Raw genomic sequence first — 17,455 nt, forward strand, 5'->3', positions numbered from 1 at the left:
CTCCGTCCTTACTCCGCCGCCGCCTGGAAATTGTTGCGCGCCAGCGCCGAGCATTCGGCCATGACGGCAGACGCCCGGGCAATCGGGTTGGTCAGGTAGAAATCGGTGACCGGCGATACGAAACCGGAATCACCAAGGTCCCCACCTCTGCCGGCCAGCGTTTCGATGGCGTTGATATCAGCGTCAGCGATCTCGTCAAGCGCGGCGAGGTGCGGAAATTCGCCATAAAGGGCTGCGCGCAGCGCGCCAAGCGAATCGTAGGGCAGCGCCTTGCCGAAAACGCCAGACAGCGCGCGGATGATCGCCCAGTCCTCGCGGGCGTCGCCAGGTGCGAAGCCTGCGCGGTTGGTCATCTGCACCCGGCCCTCGAGATTGACGTAGGTGCCGGACTTCTCGGTGTAGGTCGCGGCCGGCAGAACGACATCGGCGTTCATCGCGCCGGCATCGCCATGGCTGCCGATATAGACGGTGAAGCCGGCCTTCTTGGCCGAGAAGTCAAGCTCGTCAGCACCCAGCAGGAACAGAACATCCATGTCGGAGAGCATCGAAGCGGTGTTGGCAGCACCCTCGCCCGGCACAAAGCCGATATCGAGACCGCCGACGCGCGAGGCCGCCGTGTGCAGCACCGCAAAGCCGTTCCAATCGGCCGTAACCGCGCCGATGTCCTTTGCGATCGCCGCCGCCTTGGAGAGAACCGCCGCGCCATCTTCACGCGCCAGCGCGCCGGGGCCGACCAGTACGATCGGACGCTCGGCCTTCTTCAGCACGTCCATGAAATCACTGGAAGCCAGATCGGCGAGCGAGGACGGTCCCGCGCCGAGATAGCTCACGGGATAACGCAGATCGGCATTCTCGCCGATCACGCCGATCGGGAAATTGCCCTTGCGCGAACGCTTGCGGATGCGGGCGTTCAGCACCGAAGCCTCGAAGCGGGGATTGGAGCCGATGATCAGCAGCGCGTCGGCCTGCTCGATGCCTTCGATGGTCGGGTTGAAGACATAGCCCGCGCGGCCAGCGGCCGGGTCCAGGGCGGCGCCATCCTGGCGACAATCGATATTAGCAGAGCCGAGCGAAGCTATCAGGCCCTTCAGCGCATACATTTCCTCAACGGTGGCCAGATCGCCGGCAATCGCGCCGATCTTCTCGCCCTTGACGCCATCGACCTTGGCCTTGATCGCGGCGAATGCATCGGCCCAGCTTGCGGGCTGAAGCCGGCCGCCCTGGCGGATATAGGGCTTGTCGATGCGCTGGGTGCGCAGGCCGTCCCAGATGAACCGGGTCTTGTCGGAGATCCACTCCTCGTTCACCTGCTCGTTGACGCGCGGCAGGATGCGCATCACTTCGCGGCCACGAGTGTCGACGCGGATCGCCGAACCGACGGCATCCATCACGTCGATCGATTCGGTCTTGTTCAGCTCCCAGGGTCGCGCGGTGAAGGCAAACGGCTTGGAGGTCAGCGCGCCGACCGGGCAGAGGTCGACGACATTGCCCTGAAGCTCGGACGTCATCGCGCGCTCGAGATAGGTGGTGATCTCGGCATCCTCGCCGCGGCCGATCAGGCCGAGCTCGGAGATGCCGGCGACTTCCGTGGTGAAGCGGACGCAACGCGTGCAGTGGATGCAGCGGTTCATCACGGTCTTGACCAGCGGGCCGATATACTTGTCCTCGACGGCGCGCTTGTCCTCGCGGTAGCGCGAACTGTCGATGCCGAAGGCCATCGCCTGGTCCTGCAGGTCGCATTCGCCGCCCTGGTCGCAGATCGGGCAATCGAGCGGATGGTTGATGAGCAGGAACTCCATCACCCCTTCGCGCGCCTTCTTGACCATCGGCGTCTTGGTATAGATTTCGGGCAGAGAGCCGTCCGGTCCGCCGCGCACGTCCTTGACGCCCATGGCGCAGGAAGCGGCCGGCTTCGGCGGTCCGCCCTTCACCTGAATGAGGCACATGCGGCAGTTGCCGGCAATCGACAGCCGCTCGTGAAAGCAGAAGCGCGGGATTTCAGCGCCCGCCGCCTCCGCCGCCTGCAGCAGCGTGTAATGGTCGGGAACCTCGATTTCCTTGCCGTCTACAATCAGATTTACCATATCCGTTTTTCCCGCTTCGCCGATGGTCAGAAGGAGACCGCCGGCATTCCATTCTCGATTGCGTCTGCCCTTGTCAGGGCTCTGCCTCAAGCCTTGTGTTCTTTCCACAGCGCGAGCAACGCGCCGACATCGATGCCGTTGATCGTCATGCCGTGCAACCGGCATTCACTGATCGAGACACCCGAGAGATTGGCATCCGTCACCGTCATGCCGGAGAGGTTTGCGTCCGTGACCACCATGCCGGAAAAATTGGCATTGCTCACCTTCCAGCCCGACATGTTCACGTTGTGAAACTTCGAACCGGACAGATCGACGTCATCAAAGACCGAGCCCGCCAGGCAGCTCTTGGTGGCATCGATCTGGTCGACCTGGTCGTGAAATTTCATCGGTCTACTCCGCCGCTTCCATCACCGCGCCATGCGAGGTGGCGTTGGCCGTGTACTGGTCGATCCGCTTTTCGATTTCCGGACGGAAATTGCGGATCAGGCCCTGGATCGGCCACGCCGCCGCATCGCCAAGCGCGCAGATCGTGTGACCTTCAACCTGCTTGGTGACCTCGAACAGCATGTCGATCTCGCGCTTCTGGGCGTTGCCGGTCACCATGCGCTCCATCACCCGCCACATCCAGCCGGTGCCCTCGCGGCACGGCGTGCACTGGCCGCAGCTTTCATGCTTGAAGAAGGCCGAGAGACGCGCGATCGCCTTGATGATATCGGTCGACTTGTCCATCACGATCGCGCCGCCGGTCCCGAAGGAGGACTTGACCTCGCGCAGACCGTCAAAGTCGAGCTGGACGTCAATCATGTCCTCGGCCTTGACCACCGGGCAGGACGCGCCGCCGGGGATGACCGCCAGCAGATTGTCCCAGCCGCCGCGAATGCCGCCGCAATGCTTTTCGATCAGCTCGCGGAAGGTGATGCCCATCGATTCCTCGACCACGCAGGGCCGCTCCACATGGCCGGAAACCATGAACAGCTTGGTGCCGACATTGTTCGGGCGACCAAAGGACGAGAACCAGCTCGCGCCGCGGCGCAGAATGGTCGGCGCAACGGCGATCGATTCGACGTTGTTGACCGTCGTCGGCAGGCCGTAGAGGCCCATGTTTGCCGGGAATGGCGGCTTCAGGCGCGGCTGGCCCTTCTTGCCTTCCAGGCTTTCCAGAAGCGCGGTTTCCTCGCCGCAGATATAAGCGCCGGCGCCGTGGTGGACGATGATGTCCATGTCCCAGCCGCACTTGTTGCCCTTGCCGAGAAGCCCGGCGTCATAGCACTCGTCGATCGCGGCCTGCAGCGCCTCGCGCTCGCGGATGAACTCGCCGCGCACATAGATATAGGCGGTATGCGCGCCCATGGCGCAGCCGGCGATCAGGCAACCCTCGATCAGGTGATGCGGGTCGTTGCGCAGGATTTCACGGTCCTTGCAGGTGCCGGGCTCGGATTCGTCAGCATTCACAACGAGATAATGCGGACGGTCATCTTTGGGCATGAACGACCATTTGAGACCCGTCGGGAAGCCCGCGCCGCCACGGCCGCGCAGTCCCGAATCCTTCATTTCCTGAATGATCCAGTCGCGGCCCTTGTCGATGATGCCCCTGGTATTATCCCACAGCCCGCGCGACATCGCGCCCTTCAGGGACTTGTCCCGATGGCCGTAAAGATTGGTGAAGATGCGATCTTTATCCTTTAACATGCTTCACTCCTACCGCGCTGTTCTGCCGAATACTTTTTCGTATTCCTCGATGCCGCCCTTGGCCAGAACGCCGGCCTGGCGCACCCATTCGTCGCGCTCGATGCGACCGCCGAGCTTCAGCGAATCATTCACCCAGGCGCACTGGCCTGGCGTCCAGGCGGCGATCTGATCGAATTTATAGATGCCGATATCATGCAGCAGACCGGCAATCTTCGGACCGACGCCGGACATCAGCGTCAGGTCGTCTGCGTCTTCAGGCTTCTGGTCGACGGCCGGCGGGCGATCGCCCTTGGCGCCGTCGATCGCTTCCCTGGAACCCGCGCCCTCGTCGGTGGCGTCGGTATCGTCGGATTCGAGCGCGCCCTCGCCTTCCTCGGTCAGCGAGGTGAAGCCGCCTTCCGGCGCCGAAAGCCAGCGGTCGATCTGCGGGCCCGGCTTGATCTCCGAACCGCGCCCGGCTTCGAAGGCATCAATGATCTCTTCCATCCGCTCGGGCGTTAGATCTTCATAGACGTCCTTGAAGATCATCACCATCGGCGCGTTGGCGCAGGCGCCGAGGCATTCCACCTCTTCCCACGACATCGTGCCGTCCGCATTGGTCTCGAACGGAGCGGCATTGATCTTCTTCTTGCAGACATTGATCAGATCGCCAGCGCCGCGCAGCATGCAAGGCGTGGTGCCGCAGACCTGGATATGCGCATTGGTGCCGACCGGCTTCAACTGGAACTGGGTGTAGAACGTCGCCACTTCCAGAACACGGATCAGCGGCATGGCCAGCATGTCGGCGACCTTTTCGATCGCGGCGCGGGTGACCCAGCCCTCCTGGTCCTGCGCCCGCATCAGAAGCGGGATCACGGCGGACTGCTGGCGACCTTCCGGATATTTCCGGATCGTGGCTTCGGCCCAGGCCGCGTTCTCGTCTGAAAACGCAAAGGCTGCGGGCTGGACATTCTCATCGGCTAATCGACGAACGGACATGCTTTCTTACACCTCTTCGGAGGTTGTCATCACGGCTTCCGCATATCCCATGCCATGCCGCCGGCCTTCAACCGGCGCGGGACAGTCGGAAACGAATTCTGCACTCTTTACGCCCGCAAGTGTCACCGGTCCACCTCTCCGAACACGATGTCGAGCGTACCGATAATGGCGGTGACGTCCGCAAGCTGGTGACCCTTGGACATGAAGTCCATGGCCGACAGATGGGCAAAGCCCGGCGCACGGATCTTGCAGCGGTAGGGCTTGTTGGTGCCGTCGGAGACGAGATAAACGCCGAATTCGCCCTTGGGCGCTTCAACCGCCGCGTAAACCTCGCCCTCGGGCACATGATAGCCCTCGGTATAAAGCTTGAAGTGGTGGATCAGCGCTTCCATCGAGCGCTTCATCTGCGCGCGCTTCGGCGGCACGACCTTGCCGTCCATCGAATTGAACGGACCGGTCTTGGCATCGCCCAAAAGCCGCTCGACGCACTGCTTCATGATCTTGACCGATTCGCGCATCTCGTTGATGCGGACCACCCAGCGGTCGTAGCAGTCGCCGTTCTTGCCGATGACGACATCGAAATCCATGTCGCTGTAGCATTCATAGGGCTGCGCGCGCCGCAAATCCCAGGCAGCGCCCGAACCGCGCACCATCGGGCCGGAAAAGCCCCAGGCAAAGGCGTCTTCCAGCGTGACATTACCGATATCGACATTGCGCTGCTTGAAGATGCGATTGCCCGCCAAGAGCGACTCGATGTCGTTCAGCCTTGCCGGAAACTGCTCGCACCACTTGCCGATATCCTCGACCAGTTCGGGCGGCAGGTCCTGATGCACGCCGCCGGGCCGGAAATAGGCCGCATGCATGCGCGCGCCGCAGGCCCGCTCGTAGAACACCATCAGCTTCTCGCGCTCCTCGAAGCCCCAGAGCGGCGGCGTCAGCGCGCCGACGTCCATGGCGGCGGTGGTGCAGTTCAGCAGATGGTTGAGAACGCGGCCGATTTCCGAAAACAGCACGCGGATGAGCTGGCCGCGAATCGGGATCTCGACTTCCAGCAGCTTTTCCACGGCGAGCGCGAAGGCATGCTCCTGGTTCATCGGCGCGACATAGTCGAGCCGGTCGAAATAGGGCACGGCCTGAAGATAGGTCTTGGTCTCGATCAGCTTTTCGGTACCGCGGTGAAGCAGGCCGATATGCGGGTCGACGCGCTCGACAATTTCGCCGTCAAGCTCCAGCACCAGTCGCAACACACCATGGGCGGAAGGGTGTTCCGGCCCGAAGTTGATCGTGAAGTTGCGGACATTATGTTCAGTCATGGTCAAGGCGCTCCGCGCTCATGGAATTGGGTTTCGGCTCAGCCGTTTGCCTTTTCATCGCCGGGCAGCACATATTCCGGCCCCTCCCAGGGCGACAGGAAATCGAAGCTGCGGAATTCCTGGCGGAGTTCGACGGGTTCGTAAATCACGCGCTTGGCTTCCTCGTCGTAACGCAGCTCGACGAAACCGGTGGTCGGGAAATCCTTGCGCAGCGGATGGCCCTCGAAACCGTAATCGGTGAGGATCCGGCGCAGGTCGGGATGGCCGCTGAAGGGAATGCCGTACATGTCCCAGGTCTCGCGCTCGAACCAGTCGGCGCCGGGGAAGATCGGCGTGATCGAAGGCACGACCTCATCCTCGCCGACTTCGAGCTTGATGCGCACGCGCACGTTCTGAGTCGGCGACAGCAGGTGATAGACCACATCGAAACGCTTTTCGCGCGTCGGCCAGTCGACGCCGCAGACATCGATGATGCAGACAAAGGCGCACTGACCGTCATCGCGCAGGAACTTGGCGACATCGACGATACCCTCGGGCGTCGTCACCACGGTGAGCTCTTCATGCGCAATCACGATATCGACGATGCCCTCGCAGGCTTCGCGAATATGGGCGCCCAGTTCGTTCAAGACTTCGCTCATCTCGGCCCCTATCGCTCGATCGTTCCGGTGCGCCGGATCTTCTTCTGCAGAAGAAGCACGCCGTAAAGCAGCGCCTCGGCGGTGGGCGGACAGCCCGGCACGTAGATATCGACCGGGACGACACGGTCGCAGCCGCGCACGACGGAATAGGAATAATGATAATAGCCGCCGCCATTGGCGCAGGAGCCCATGGAGATGACGTAGCGCGGCTCGGGCATCTGGTCATAGACCTTGCGCAGAGCGGGCGCCATCTTGTTGGTCAGCGTGCCGGCGACGATCATCACGTCGGACTGGCGCGGCGAGGCGCGCGGGGCGAAGCCGAAGCGCTCGCAGTCATAGCGCGGCATCGACATCTGCATCATCTCGACGGCGCAGCAGGCGAGGCCGAACTGCATCCACATCAGCGAACCGGTGCGCGCCCAGGTGATGAGCTGCGCCGAGGAGGTGACCAGAAAGCCCTTGTCGGCGAGCTCGTTGTTGATCTCGCCGAAGAATCGGTCATCGGCGCCAACGGGCTTGTTGGTCATCGGATCGACGACGCCCCGGGGCACGGGCGCGACGAGCGTCTCGTTTTGGCTCACTCCCATTCGAGCGCTCCTTTCTTCCATTCATAGACGAAGCCGATGGTCAGCACGGCCAGGAACACCATCATCGACCAGAAACCGAACCAGCCGATATCGCCGAACGACGCCGCCCAGGGAAACAGGAAGGCGACCTCGAGATCGAAGATGATGAACAGGATTGCCACGAGATAGAAGCGGATGTCGAACTTCATGCGCGCATCGTCGAAAGCATTGAAGCCGCACTCGTAGGCGGACAGCTTTTCCGCATCGGGCGCCTTGAAGGCCAGCGCGAAGGGCGCGACCATCAGGGCCAGCCCGATGATGAGACAGATAGCGATAAAGATGACGATCGGAATATAGGAACTGAGGACTTCAGCCATATAAAACACCCTTGCCGTTTTGAGGCGCCCGGGTCAGCGCACCCGCAGGATAAACCGCGAGACCGAAAATTGATAGATGTCGGGGTCGTGACTAGCGCAGCCGGCGCGCTCGCGCAAGACGTTCAAACCCTTTTCGTCGCGCTGCAACAAAGTTTCAACCGCCCGCCATGATAAGCGGCGGGCCCGGCAGGCAAAGGCTGCGGCAAATTGTTGCGGTTGTCATCTATTACGGAAAGAAGCGCGAAACGCGCAACGCGGTCCGAAACGAAGAATCGCACCAACGCGAGGCTATGAGAACAAGCCGCGCTATAAGCGCAAATTTCAGACCATCCTAGGAGAAGAAGAATGGCGCGAGTGACGGGGCTCGAACCCGCGACCTCCGGCGTGACAGGCCGGCACTCTAACCAGCTGAGCTACACCCGCGCTTTTGCCGTTTCAGTTTCGAACCGCTTGTTTTCGAAGCGCTTCGTCTGTCGGCGTGAGCGGCTGTTTAAGGGGGTCGCCTGAAAGTGTCAAGCAGCTTGTCACGCATTTCTGATTTTTTTGCGATCGCCGTCCGGGACCTGTGCGAAACCGCCAAAATGCCGCGCCGCACGCCATCGCGAAAACGCCGGCAAAACAGTCGAAATCGGCTCCTGAGTCGTAAACCACATAGCGAACCACCCTTCCGCAGCCCCAGCGCCAGCGCCGCCCCTCCCCGCGAAAAACCCTGATGCGCATGAAGCCTGAAGCGCAAGACCGCTTATTCCCGCCGGGTTATGCATCGACCTCCGCGCCGGGCGTGAAAAAAATGACGAAAACCGTCGAAACCCTCTTGCGGTTTTGCCGCGATCCGCATATTTCACGCCTCACCAACGCGGTCGGGCGATTAGCTCAGTTGGTAGAGCGCCTCGTTTACACCGAGGATGTCGGGAGTTCGAGTCTCTCATCGCCCACCATTCTTCTTCCTCCAGACATAGTTTTCGGATCAGCGGAGCCGAGCCTGCCTTGCGTCAGTCGACCTCTCGACGGTGATTCAATCGCTGCGGAGCGTTTGATTCTTTTGCGATATTCTGCAGGTTTGCGCGGGAGAAGACTGCCGGGACATTGCCGCCGACAAGCAAAGATTCCGGACCCATCTCGGTACCCAAATACACTATAAACGTTTTAAAAAATCAGACCGCTTCGGTATTTGACCTTCCGGTCAAAAAAAACCAGAAGAATATTGCGTTTATCATATCGTATTTCCGCAGTTCATATTGCTTACAATAGAAAACCATAATAAACTCCGCTGTGGAGGATCACTATTATGGCACACTATAAATGCAATGATTGCATGATGGTGCAGAACACCGGTCGCGTTTGCCGGCGTTGCGGGAGCTATAGTCTTTCTGCGCTTGAGACCCATGGTGGCGCTGTCACGGAGCGGGAGCGCAACACCCAGGTGCCAGCTGCAGCATCGTCCAACATGCCGGTATGGCTGTCATTTTTCGGAATTGCGGTTCTGACGTCCTATTTGCTGCTTTTCCACGTGTGACGCCCGCCGCATGCCATGTCCGCCGCAGGGAAACCTGGCGCGGACCGTCAGGGCTTTGTTTGCTCGTCAATTGGTTACGGGGCCGCACCAGAGTGTCGGCGAGACAGTGAAGACCGGGTTTTCGGTCAAGCTGCGTTTCAGGCTTCGGCGATCCGACCCGCCAGGACAAACGGTGCGCGGCAGCGGGCGATGCCTGCTGCGTCTGATGATGCCGTGTCTGAGGCAATCGTGATCGACCGGCGCTTCCGCTGCGCATACGCCGCCACGGCTAGCGTCTCAGTCAACAGAGATACGGAGCCGGGTCGCGCCTTCAGGCCCCCCGCTGGCATCAGCGAGTCGGGGTAGCCTCAGGCCGTGCGGCTCTTCGCGCCGTCGGAAAACAGCGACCTGCCGTTCTGGTCGATGATCTGCTTGCCCTTGCGGAAGGTCCACTCAATCGCCTCGTCCTGGGAAGAAAACAGGTCGGCGCGGATGAAGGTCCGGGTCAGCGTCTCGTCGTTCACCTCTTTCTCGATCCGGCCCTGAAGCCGATACTGCGCGCCTTCCTTCACCGGTTCGGCGAAGATGATGCAGTCCTCATGGACGATCGATTTCACCGCCTGCTCGTTCTCCCGCCCCTCGCCGGCGCCGCCGCCCGAAAACAATGAGCCGATCCGAGAAAAAAACGATGCCATCTTCAAAACTCCCTTTTTTGTCTTTCTAGCCGATCGGCGATTGCCGCGCCAGCACTGCCCGTCAGATGATCAGGTTTGCCAGAATTTCGTTCTCTGTAATATCCTGATATTTCAATCCGTTGCTTGCAAGATTTTCAAACAGGACATGAAAGTTTTCCGGACGCGAGGTTTCGATCCCGATCAGGATCGAGCCGAAATTGCGCGCCGATTTCTTGAGATATTCGAACCGCGCGATATCGTCGTCAGGGCCCAGCAGGCCGAGGAAATCCTTCAGCGCGCCGGGGCGCTGCGGCAGGCGCAGGACTAGGTATTTCTTCAGCCCCGAATAGCGCATCGCCCGCTCCTTGACGTCCGGCAGTCGATCGAAATCGAAATTGCCGCCGGAGACGAGCGCTACGATCTTCCGGCCGCGCACCTTGTCCGCCGGCAGCCTTGAAAGCGCGGTCAGCGCCAGCGCGCCCGCCGGCTCCAGCACCACGCCCTCGACATTCAGCATTTCGCTCATGGTCACGCACAGCGCATTTTCCGGCACCGCCATCACCTGATCCGGCGAAAGCCGCCTGAGCGCCTCGAAATTGGCATCGCCGATCCGGGCGACGGCCGCGCCATCCACAAAATTGTCGACGTCCTCGAGCGTCACGATCTCGCCGGCGGCAAGCGAACGCTTCAGGCTCGGCGCGCCTTCCGGCTCGGCGAACAGATAGGCGTCATCCGGCAGGCGATCGGAGAAATAGCTTGTTATCCCTGCCGACAGCCCGCCGCCGCCGACCGGCATCACGATCAGATCGGGCAGGCCCTCGCCTTCCGGCCAGGCATCCTCGATCTCGCTTGCCACCGTCGCCTGTCCCTCGATGATATCGGGATCGTCGAAGGGCGGCACCATGATGCCGTCGTGATCCGCGGCGAATTTGCGGGCGGCGGAATAGCAGACATCGAAGATATCGCCGACCAGTTCGATGCGGATGAAGCCCTCGCCGAAGGTACGGGTCTTGTCGATCTTCTGCTGCGGCGTCGTGACCGGCATGAAGACCACGCCCTGAACACCGAAATGCCGGCAGCAGAACGCGAAGCCCTGGGCGTGATTGCCGGCCGAGGCGCAGACGAACACTTTCGAGGCCCCGTCGCCGCCCATCCGCTTGCGCATGAAATTGAAGGCGCCACGCAGCTTGTAGGAGCGCACCGGCGACAGATCCTCGCGCTTCAGATAGACGTCCGCTTCGAACTTCGCGCTCAGATGGGCGTTGCGCTGCAACGGCGTCGCTTCGAAGAGATCTCTCAGCGCGGTCTTGGCTGCTATCACGTTGTCGCGCATTTCCTGCTTCCCATTGAGTTTGTCCTGTGACACCGCTATGGCATACAAACCGGGTCACGAAAAAGCCCGTATCTGACAAGAAAGTATGACAGGGAACTGACCCTTGAACGCCACGCTTCTGCGGTCTGCCTTCTATATCGCGGCAATTTGCGGCATTTATCTCGCGGCCGCGATGTTCGTTCCGGCCATGGTCGACCTCTATTACGGCAATGCCGACTGGCAGGTCTTCGCCCTTTGCGGCTTCATGGTGGGCGGGACAAGCGCCGTTACCGCGGTTGCCATGCGCGGCAATCCGCCGCCCTTCAGCCGGCGTCTCGGCTTCTTCCTGGTCAACCTCTTGTGGATGACCTTCGCGCTTGTCGGCGCGATCCCGATCTATCTCGCAAGCGGCGAACTGACCTTCGCCCAGTCGCTGTTCGAATCGGTTTCGGCGATCACCACCACCGGCTCCACGGTTCTGACCGGCCTCGATCAGGCGGCGCCCGGCCTTCTTCTGTGGCGCTCGCTGCTGCAGTGGATGGGCGGCATCGGCATCGTCGCGCTCGGCCTGTTCATCCTGCCGTTTCTGAGAATCGGCGGCATGGCCTTCTTCAAGATGGAATCCTCGGATACCGGCGACAAGCCGTTCGCCCGCATGGCAAGCTTCACCCGGGCGTTTCTGGCGATCTATCTCGGCATCACGCTGTTATGCGCGATCTGCTACGGCTTTGCCGGCATGTCGCAGTTCGATGCCTTCAACCACGCGCTGACGACGGTGGCGACCGGCGGCTTTTCCACCCATGACGCCTCGTTCGGTTATTTCGACAGCCCGGCGCTCTTGTGGATCTCGACCTTCTTCATGACGCTGTGCAGCCTGCCGTTCTCGATCCTGATCCTGTTCGTGGTGCGCGGCCGGCTCGATTCGCTGCGCGATCCGCAGATCATGCTGTTCCTGACCTATCTTTTCGTGGCGGTGTTCCTGCTCTCGCTCTATATCAGCCTCAACGACCAGATGGACTTCCTCACGGCGCTGACGCAGTCGGCGTTCAACGTCTCGTCGATCCTGTCGACCACGGGCTACGCCAGCACCGACTATTCGCAATGGGGCGCCTTCGCCGTGGTGCTGGTATTCTTCCTCACCTTCATGGGCGGCTGCTCGGGCTCGACGGCGGGCGGCATAAAATCCTACCGGTTCCTGATCCTTTTCAACATGCTCAGGACCGGCATGAAGAAACTGATCTATCCGAATGCGGTCTATTCGATCCGCTACGGCCGGCTCAGCGTCGATTCGGAGACCCAGCGCGCCGTCTCGATGTTCTTCACCGCCTATATCCTGCTCTGGGCCTTCGGCAGCCTTGGCATGTCGCTGCTCGGCTACGACCTTATAACGTCGACCACCGCCGTGCTGACCGCGCTCTCCAATGTCGGCCCAGGCCTTGGCGATATCATCGGGCCGGCAGGCAATTTCTCGACCTTCGCCGATCCCGAGCTCTGCCTTCTGGCAATCATGATGCTGCTCGGCCGTCTGGAAATCCTGACCGTGGTCGTGGTGCTGATGCCGATGTACTGGCGCGGCTGAGGCCTGCCGCCAGACCGGGAAAATCGAAAAACCATGTCGCCTCGCGTTGCAACATCGTTTATGGAACCGAACAACGTCTGAAAAACCAAAGCGGGATGCTCACGTCTCATGACCCTTTCGAACAGCCAGGTCATCACCCCGGAACTGATCGCGGCCCACGGGCTGAAGCCTGATGAATACGAGCGGATATTGTCGCTGATCGGCCGCGAGCCGAGCTATACCGAACTCGGCATCTTCTCGGCGATGTGGAACGAGCACTGCTCCTACAAATCCTCCAAGCGCTGGCTGCGCACGCTGCCGACCACCGGTCGCCGCGTCATCCAGGGACCGGGCGAGAACGCCGGCGTCGTCGATATCGATGACGGCGATTGCGTCGTATTCAAGATGGAGAGCCACAACCACCCCTCCTATATCGAGCCCTATCAGGGGGCCGCGACCGGCGTCGGCGGCATCCTGCGCGACATATTCACCATGGGCGCGCGCCCCGTCGCCGCCATGAATGCGCTGCGCTTCGGCGCGCCCGACCACCCGAAAACGCGCCACCTCGTTTCCGGCGTCGTCGCCGGCGTCGGCGGCTATGGCAACTCCTTCGGCGTTCCGACGGTTGGCGGCGAGGTCGAGTTCGACGCGCGCTACAATGGCAACAATCTCGTCAACGCATTCGCGGCCGGCATCGCGAAATCCGATTCGATCTTCTATTCCGAGGCCAAGGGCGTCGGCCTGCCGGTCGTCTATCTCGGCGCCAAGACCGGCCGCGACGGCGTCGGCGGCGCGACCATGGCATCGGCCGAATTCGACGAGGATATCGAGGAGAAGCGCCCGACCGTGCAGGTCGGCGACCCCTTCACCGAAAAATGCCTGCTCGAGGCCTGCATGGAACTGATGCAGACCGGCGCGGTGATCGCGATCCAGGACATGGGCGCGGCCGGTCTCACCTGTTCGGCCGTGGAAATGGGCGCCAAGGGCAATCTCGGCATCGAGCTCGACCTCAACCGCGTGCCGGTGCGCGAGGAAAACATGACGGCCTACGAGATGATGCTCTCGGAAAGCCAGGAACGCATGCTGATGGTGCTCGACCCCGAAAAGGAAGAGGTCGCCGAGGCGATCTTCCGCAAATGGGGCCTCGATTTCGCGATCGTCGGCAAGACCACGGACGACCTGCGCTTCCGCGTGTTCCACAACAACGAGGAAGTCGCCAACCTGCCGATCAAGGATCTCGGCGACCAGGCGCCGGAATATGACCGCCCCTGGCGCGAGCCCGATACCCGCGGCACCCTGCCCGCCCATCTGGTCGAGGCGCCCGCCGATTACAACGCGGCGCTTCTGAAGATCGTCGGCGGCCCGAACCAGTCGAGCCGGCGCTGGGTCTACGAGCAGTATGACACGCTGATCCAGGGCAATTCGCTGCAGCTTCCCGGCGGCGATGCCGGCGTGATCCGCGTCGACGGCCACCCGACAAAGGCGTTGGCCTTTTCCTGCGATGTGACCCCGCATTATGTCGAGGCCAACCCGTTCGAGGGCGGCAAGCAGGCGGTTGCCGAGTGCTGGCGCAACATCACCGCGACCGGCGCGGAGCCGCTGGCTTCGACCGACAACCTCAATTTCGGCAATCCCGAAAAGCCGGAGATCATGGGCCAGCTCGTCAAGGCGATCGAGGGCATCGGCGAGGCCTGCCGCGCGCTCGATTTCCCGATCGTCTCGGGCAATGTCTCGCTCTACAACGAGACCAATGGCGAGGCGATCCTGCCGACGCCGACCATCGGTGGCGTGGGCCTCCTTGCCGACTGGCGCAAGATGGCGCGGATCGGCTCGTTTTCCGAGGGCGACCACGTGATTCTGATCGGCAATGACGGCGAGCATCTCGGCGCGTCGGCCTATATGCGCGACGTGCTCGGCCTCGTGGACGGCCCCGCGCCGGCGGTCGACCTCCATCTCGAGCGCCGCACCGGCGATTTCGTGCGATCGGCGATCAATAACGGTCAGGTCACCGCCTGCCACGATATTTCGGCGGGCGGCCTCGCGGTGGCGCTTGCGGAAATGTGCATGGACGCCGGAAAGGGCATGGAGATCAGCATCGCCCAGGCGCGTGGTTCCGCCCATGCCCTGCTCTTTGGCGAGGATCAGGCGCGCTACGTCATCACCGTGCCGGCGCAATACGGCAATTTCGTCTGCGCCTCGGCGGAAGGCAGCGCCATCGCGTTCCGCAGGCTCGGAACCGTCAAGGGCGAAGCGCTCGTGATCGACGATCTTGTTACCTTGCCCGTCGAGGAGTTGCGCACCGCCCACGAAATGTGGTTCCCTCGCTTCATGGCCGCCGCGGGCGGCGACAACCAGTCGGCATAAGATCGGCAGTCGGCACAAGATCGGCAGCCGGCATGAGAACGACATCCATCGAGGAGCATTCAAAATGGCGATGAGCGCGGGCGAAATCGAAGACATGATCAAGGCCGCCCTTCCCGACGCCAGCGTCACGATCAGGGACCTGGCCGGCGACGGCGACCATTTCGCGGCCGAAGTCGTATCGGAAAGCTTTCGGGGCAAGACAAGGGTGCAGCAGCACCAGATGGTCTACGACGCCCTGAAGGGCAATATGGGCGGCGTGCTGCACGCGCTGGCGCTGCAGACCTCCGCGCCGCAATAGTGACGCGGCAACCATTCGGCTTTCGCTCAATTCCTCGCGTGGCGGGGTTGGCGAAAGTCAATCGATCGATTATATGCTGAAAGCAAATAAACGCTACGGACCTTGAACCCGTATGTGAAAGGATTGCACATGAGTGACATTCAGACTGCCATCAAGAATGAAGTCGACAGCAACGATGTGGTGCTCTTCATGAAGGGAACCCCGCAGTTCCCGCAGTGTGGCTTCTCCGGACAGGTCGTCCAGATTCTCGATTATCTCGGCGTCGACTACAAGGGCGTCAACGTGCTGGCCGACGGCGATCTGCGCCAGGGCATCAAGGATTTTTCCAACTGGCCGACGATCCCGCAGCTTTACGTCAAGGGCGAGTTCCTCGGCGGCTGCGATATCATCCGGGAAATGTTCCAGGCCGGCGAGCTTCAGGAACATCTTACCTCCAAGGGCGTGGCCGTTCGCGCCGCCTGAGGCGATCCCGGTAGACATTGCAGTTTTTGGGGCGGTTTTCGGGCGCGTTTTTTTTTGCCGCGCCCGCCCCTGTATGAGCTCACGGAATTGACCGGGCGCCGCGGCAGCGGCGCCTTCTTTTGCTTTCAGGATTAGTTGTTGTGACAGAAACATTACAGACATCGACGGCGATTGCCCGCAAGGCGCCCGGCAAGTGGGAACTCGTCGCCATGATGGCGGGACTGATGGCGCTCAACGCGCTTGCCATCGACATCATGCTCCCCGGATTGAAAGAGATAGGCGCCAGCCTGGGCGTCACCTCCGACAATGAGCATCAGTTCATCATCACCTCCTATGTGCTCGGTTTCGGCATCGCCCAGCTTGCCTATGGCCCGATTGCCGACCGCTTCGGCCGCAAGAAGCCGCTGCTCGTCGGCCTGGTGATCTATTTCATCGGCGCGGTGCTCTGCGCCTTCGTGCCGAGCTTTACCCTGATGCTGCTGGTCCGGTTCTGTCAGGGCCTAGGAGCCGCTGCCACCCGCGTCATTTCCGTGGCGGTGGTGCGCGACCTTCATGGCGGGCGGGCCATGGCCGAGATCATGTCGCTGATCATGATGGTGTTCATGCTCATCCCGATCCTCGCGCCCTCGATCGGCCAGACGATCATGCTGTTCGGCGACTGGCATCTGGTGTTCGTGTTCCTGGCGCTTGCCGCATTCGGCAATTTTATGTGGATTACCTTCCGCCTGCCGGAAACCCAGCACCCCGAAGACGTCGTCGAGCTGACGCCCAAAGCGGTCGTCCACAGCGCCAAGACCGTGCTGACCAACCGCGTCGCCCTGTTCTATACGCTCGGCACGACCTTCATCATGGCCTGCATTTTCGGCTTCGTGAATTCGGCGCAGCAGGTCTATGTCGAAATCTACGGTCTCGGCACGCTGTTTCCTGTTGCCTTTGCCGGCATCGGCATCGTGATGGCGGCCTCGTCGCTGATCAACTCCCGCATCGTGGGCAAGATCGGCATGCGCAGGCTGTCTCATGGCGCGATGATCGGCTTCACGGTGACCAACGGCCTCTGGCTGGTGATCGACCTGATATATGCCGGTGCGATGCCGTTTTGGCTGTTCTATGCCCTGTTCATGCTGGCATGGTTCCAGTTCGGCTGGATCGGCCCCAACTTCAACGCGCTGGCCATGGAGCCGCTCGGCCATGTGGCCGGCGCCGCCTCGTCGATCCTCGGCTTCGCTAGCACCGCGTTTTCGGCGCTGCTCGGCGCGGCGATAGGCTACGCCTATAACGGCACGACCACGCCGATGATCGCCGGCTTCTTCGTCTTCGCGGCGGTCGCGCTCGGCTTCACGCTGATCGCCGAAAAGGGCAAGCTGTTCCAGCCCCACAACCCGGAAATCTGACGCAGACATCTGCAGCGGACAAAGGGCGCCCTCACGGCGCCCTTCAGTTTATTGACAAACCTGTCCCTAAACTCGGAGTCATCCTCGTGCTTGACACGAGGATCCAGGCGGCACGGCGGAGTATTTGCAATAAGACTCAATAAATTCAATCGCTTGAGTCGCCTGGATGCTCGGATCAAGTCCGAGCATGACTCCTGTGGGTTAGGTTGGTGAGTGAAAATCTCAGCAGCTTTCGCTTTGTCAGCAGCCTGAAGGG

15 protein-coding genes and 2 tRNA genes are annotated in these 17,455 nt (G+C 61.4%); 6 read left to right on the forward strand and 11 right to left on the reverse strand.

The annotated features are described in order from the left end of the window. Nucleotides 1-8: 8 nt before the first annotated feature. The 9 genes from nuoG to Mame_RS16720 form a co-directional block, all read right to left on the reverse strand. The gene (nuoG, locus tag Mame_RS16680; protein WP_026173391.1) at nt 9-2,084 is read right to left on the reverse strand and encodes an NADH-quinone oxidoreductase subunit NuoG; all 2,076 of its coding nucleotides are present in this window, start codon (nt 2,082-2,084) and stop codon (nt 9-11) included. Between the two features lie 86 nt (nt 2,085-2,170). Next, entirely contained in the window at nt 2,171-2,470 is a 300-nt protein-coding gene (locus tag Mame_RS16685; protein ID WP_018064315.1) for a pentapeptide repeat-containing protein, read from the reverse strand. Between the two features lie 4 nt (nt 2,471-2,474). Continuing rightward, nucleotides 2,475-3,773, reverse strand: a complete 1,299-nt coding sequence (gene nuoF, locus Mame_RS16690) for an NADH-quinone oxidoreductase subunit NuoF (RefSeq protein WP_018064316.1) — start codon at nt 3,771-3,773, stop codon at nt 2,475-2,477. A 9-nt stretch (nt 3,774-3,782) separates the two neighbouring features. Beyond that, nucleotides 3,783-4,751, reverse strand: a complete 969-nt coding sequence (gene nuoE, locus Mame_RS16695; protein WP_018064317.1) for an NADH-quinone oxidoreductase subunit NuoE — start codon at nt 4,749-4,751, stop codon at nt 3,783-3,785. A 122-nt stretch (nt 4,752-4,873) separates the two neighbouring features. Beyond that, on the reverse strand, nt 4,874-6,064 hold the full coding sequence (locus tag Mame_RS16700) for an NADH-quinone oxidoreductase subunit D (protein WP_018064318.1): 1,191 nt from the start codon (nt 6,062-6,064) through the stop codon (nt 4,874-4,876). Nucleotides 6,065-6,102: 38 nt separating this feature from the next. Beyond that, entirely contained in the window at nt 6,103-6,702 is a 600-nt protein-coding gene (locus tag Mame_RS16705) for an NADH-quinone oxidoreductase subunit C (RefSeq protein WP_018064319.1), read from the reverse strand. A gap of 8 nt (nt 6,703-6,710) precedes the next feature. Continuing rightward, a complete protein-coding gene (locus tag Mame_RS16710; RefSeq protein WP_018064320.1) occupies nt 6,711-7,289 on the reverse strand; it encodes a NuoB/complex I 20 kDa subunit family protein in 579 nt (192 codons plus the stop codon). After that, nucleotides 7,280-7,645, reverse strand: coding sequence for an NADH-quinone oxidoreductase subunit A (locus Mame_RS16715; protein ID WP_018064321.1), 366 nt, complete (start codon nt 7,643-7,645; stop codon nt 7,280-7,282). The genes Mame_RS16710 and Mame_RS16715 overlap by 10 nt, the downstream gene beginning before the upstream one ends. A gap of 346 nt (nt 7,646-7,991) precedes the next feature. After that, nucleotides 7,992-8,068: transfer RNA gene (locus Mame_RS16720), tRNA-Asp, on the reverse strand. Nucleotides 8,069-8,507: 439 nt separating this feature from the next. Here Mame_RS16720 and Mame_RS16725 point away from each other — a divergent pair. Beyond that, nucleotides 8,508-8,583, forward strand: a tRNA-Val gene (locus tag Mame_RS16725). 925 nt (nt 8,584-9,508) lie between these two features. Here Mame_RS16725 and Mame_RS16730 read toward each other — a convergent pair. Next, nucleotides 9,509-9,835: an HlyU family transcriptional regulator gene (locus Mame_RS16730; RefSeq protein ID WP_026173392.1), complete on the reverse strand. Its 327-nt coding sequence runs from the start codon at nt 9,833-9,835 to the stop codon at nt 9,509-9,511. Between the two features lie 61 nt (nt 9,836-9,896). Next, complete coding sequence (gene ilvA, locus Mame_RS16735) at nt 9,897-11,147, reverse strand: threonine ammonia-lyase (RefSeq protein ID WP_018064323.1); 1,251 nt, start codon at nt 11,145-11,147, stop codon at nt 9,897-9,899. A gap of 103 nt (nt 11,148-11,250) precedes the next feature. On the opposite strand from ilvA, the gene Mame_RS16740 reads away from it, so the two are divergent. The 5 genes from Mame_RS16740 (at nt 11,251) to Mame_RS16760 (ending at nt 17,199) form a co-directional block, all read left to right on the forward strand. After that, on the forward strand, nt 11,251-12,705 hold the full coding sequence (locus tag Mame_RS16740; RefSeq protein WP_018064324.1) for a TrkH family potassium uptake protein: 1,455 nt from the start codon (nt 11,251-11,253) through the stop codon (nt 12,703-12,705). A gap of 108 nt (nt 12,706-12,813) precedes the next feature. Next, the gene (purL, locus tag Mame_RS16745; protein WP_018064325.1) at nt 12,814-15,048 is read left to right on the forward strand and encodes a phosphoribosylformylglycinamidine synthase subunit PurL; all 2,235 of its coding nucleotides are present in this window, start codon (nt 12,814-12,816) and stop codon (nt 15,046-15,048) included. A 64-nt stretch (nt 15,049-15,112) separates the two neighbouring features. Next, complete coding sequence (locus tag Mame_RS16750; RefSeq protein ID WP_018064326.1) at nt 15,113-15,346, forward strand: BolA/IbaG family iron-sulfur metabolism protein; 234 nt, start codon at nt 15,113-15,115, stop codon at nt 15,344-15,346. Between the two features lie 129 nt (nt 15,347-15,475). After that, on the forward strand, nt 15,476-15,808 hold the full coding sequence (gene grxD, locus Mame_RS16755) for a Grx4 family monothiol glutaredoxin (protein WP_018064327.1): 333 nt from the start codon (nt 15,476-15,478) through the stop codon (nt 15,806-15,808). Nucleotides 15,809-15,948: 140 nt separating this feature from the next. After that, nucleotides 15,949-17,199, forward strand: a complete 1,251-nt coding sequence (locus tag Mame_RS16760; protein WP_235726807.1) for a multidrug effflux MFS transporter — start codon at nt 15,949-15,951, stop codon at nt 17,197-17,199. The last annotated feature ends 256 nt before the right edge of the window (nt 17,200-17,455 follow it).

The organism is Martelella mediterranea DSM 17316, assembly GCF_002043005.1.
Classification (GTDB): Bacteria; Pseudomonadota; Alphaproteobacteria; order Rhizobiales; family Rhizobiaceae; genus Martelella; species Martelella mediterranea.

Excerpts from the sequence above, each read along its gene's own strand:
- nuoG (WP_026173391.1), bottom strand. The coding sequence starts at position 2,084 with ATGGTAAATCTGATTGTAGACGGCAAGGAAATCGAGGTTCCCGACCAT.
- ilvA (WP_018064323.1), bottom strand. The coding sequence starts at position 11,147 with ATGCGCGACAACGTGATAGCAGCCAAGACCGCGCTGAGAGATCTCTTC.
- Mame_RS16750 (WP_018064326.1), top strand. The coding sequence starts at position 15,113 with ATGGCGATGAGCGCGGGCGAAATCGAAGACATGATCAAGGCCGCCCTT.
- nuoF (WP_018064316.1), bottom strand. The coding sequence starts at position 3,773 with ATGTTAAAGGATAAAGATCGCATCTTCACCAATCTTTACGGCCATCGG.
- Mame_RS16715 (WP_018064321.1), bottom strand. The coding sequence starts at position 7,645 with ATGGCTGAAGTCCTCAGTTCCTATATTCCGATCGTCATCTTTATCGCT.
- Mame_RS16700 (WP_018064318.1), bottom strand. The coding sequence starts at position 6,064 with ATGACTGAACATAATGTCCGCAACTTCACGATCAACTTCGGGCCGGAA.
- purL (WP_018064325.1), top strand. The coding sequence starts at position 12,814 with ATGACCCTTTCGAACAGCCAGGTCATCACCCCGGAACTGATCGCGGCC.
- grxD (WP_018064327.1), top strand. The coding sequence starts at position 15,476 with ATGAGTGACATTCAGACTGCCATCAAGAATGAAGTCGACAGCAACGAT.
- Mame_RS16685 (WP_018064315.1), bottom strand. The coding sequence starts at position 2,470 with ATGAAATTTCACGACCAGGTCGACCAGATCGATGCCACCAAGAGCTGC.
- Mame_RS16705 (WP_018064319.1), bottom strand. The coding sequence starts at position 6,702 with ATGAGCGAAGTCTTGAACGAACTGGGCGCCCATATTCGCGAAGCCTGC.
- nuoE (WP_018064317.1), bottom strand. The coding sequence starts at position 4,751 with ATGTCCGTTCGTCGATTAGCCGATGAGAATGTCCAGCCCGCAGCCTTT.
- Mame_RS16710 (WP_018064320.1), bottom strand. The coding sequence starts at position 7,289 with ATGGGAGTGAGCCAAAACGAGACGCTCGTCGCGCCCGTGCCCCGGGGC.
- Mame_RS16730 (WP_026173392.1), bottom strand. The coding sequence starts at position 9,835 with ATGGCATCGTTTTTTTCTCGGATCGGCTCATTGTTTTCGGGCGGCGGC.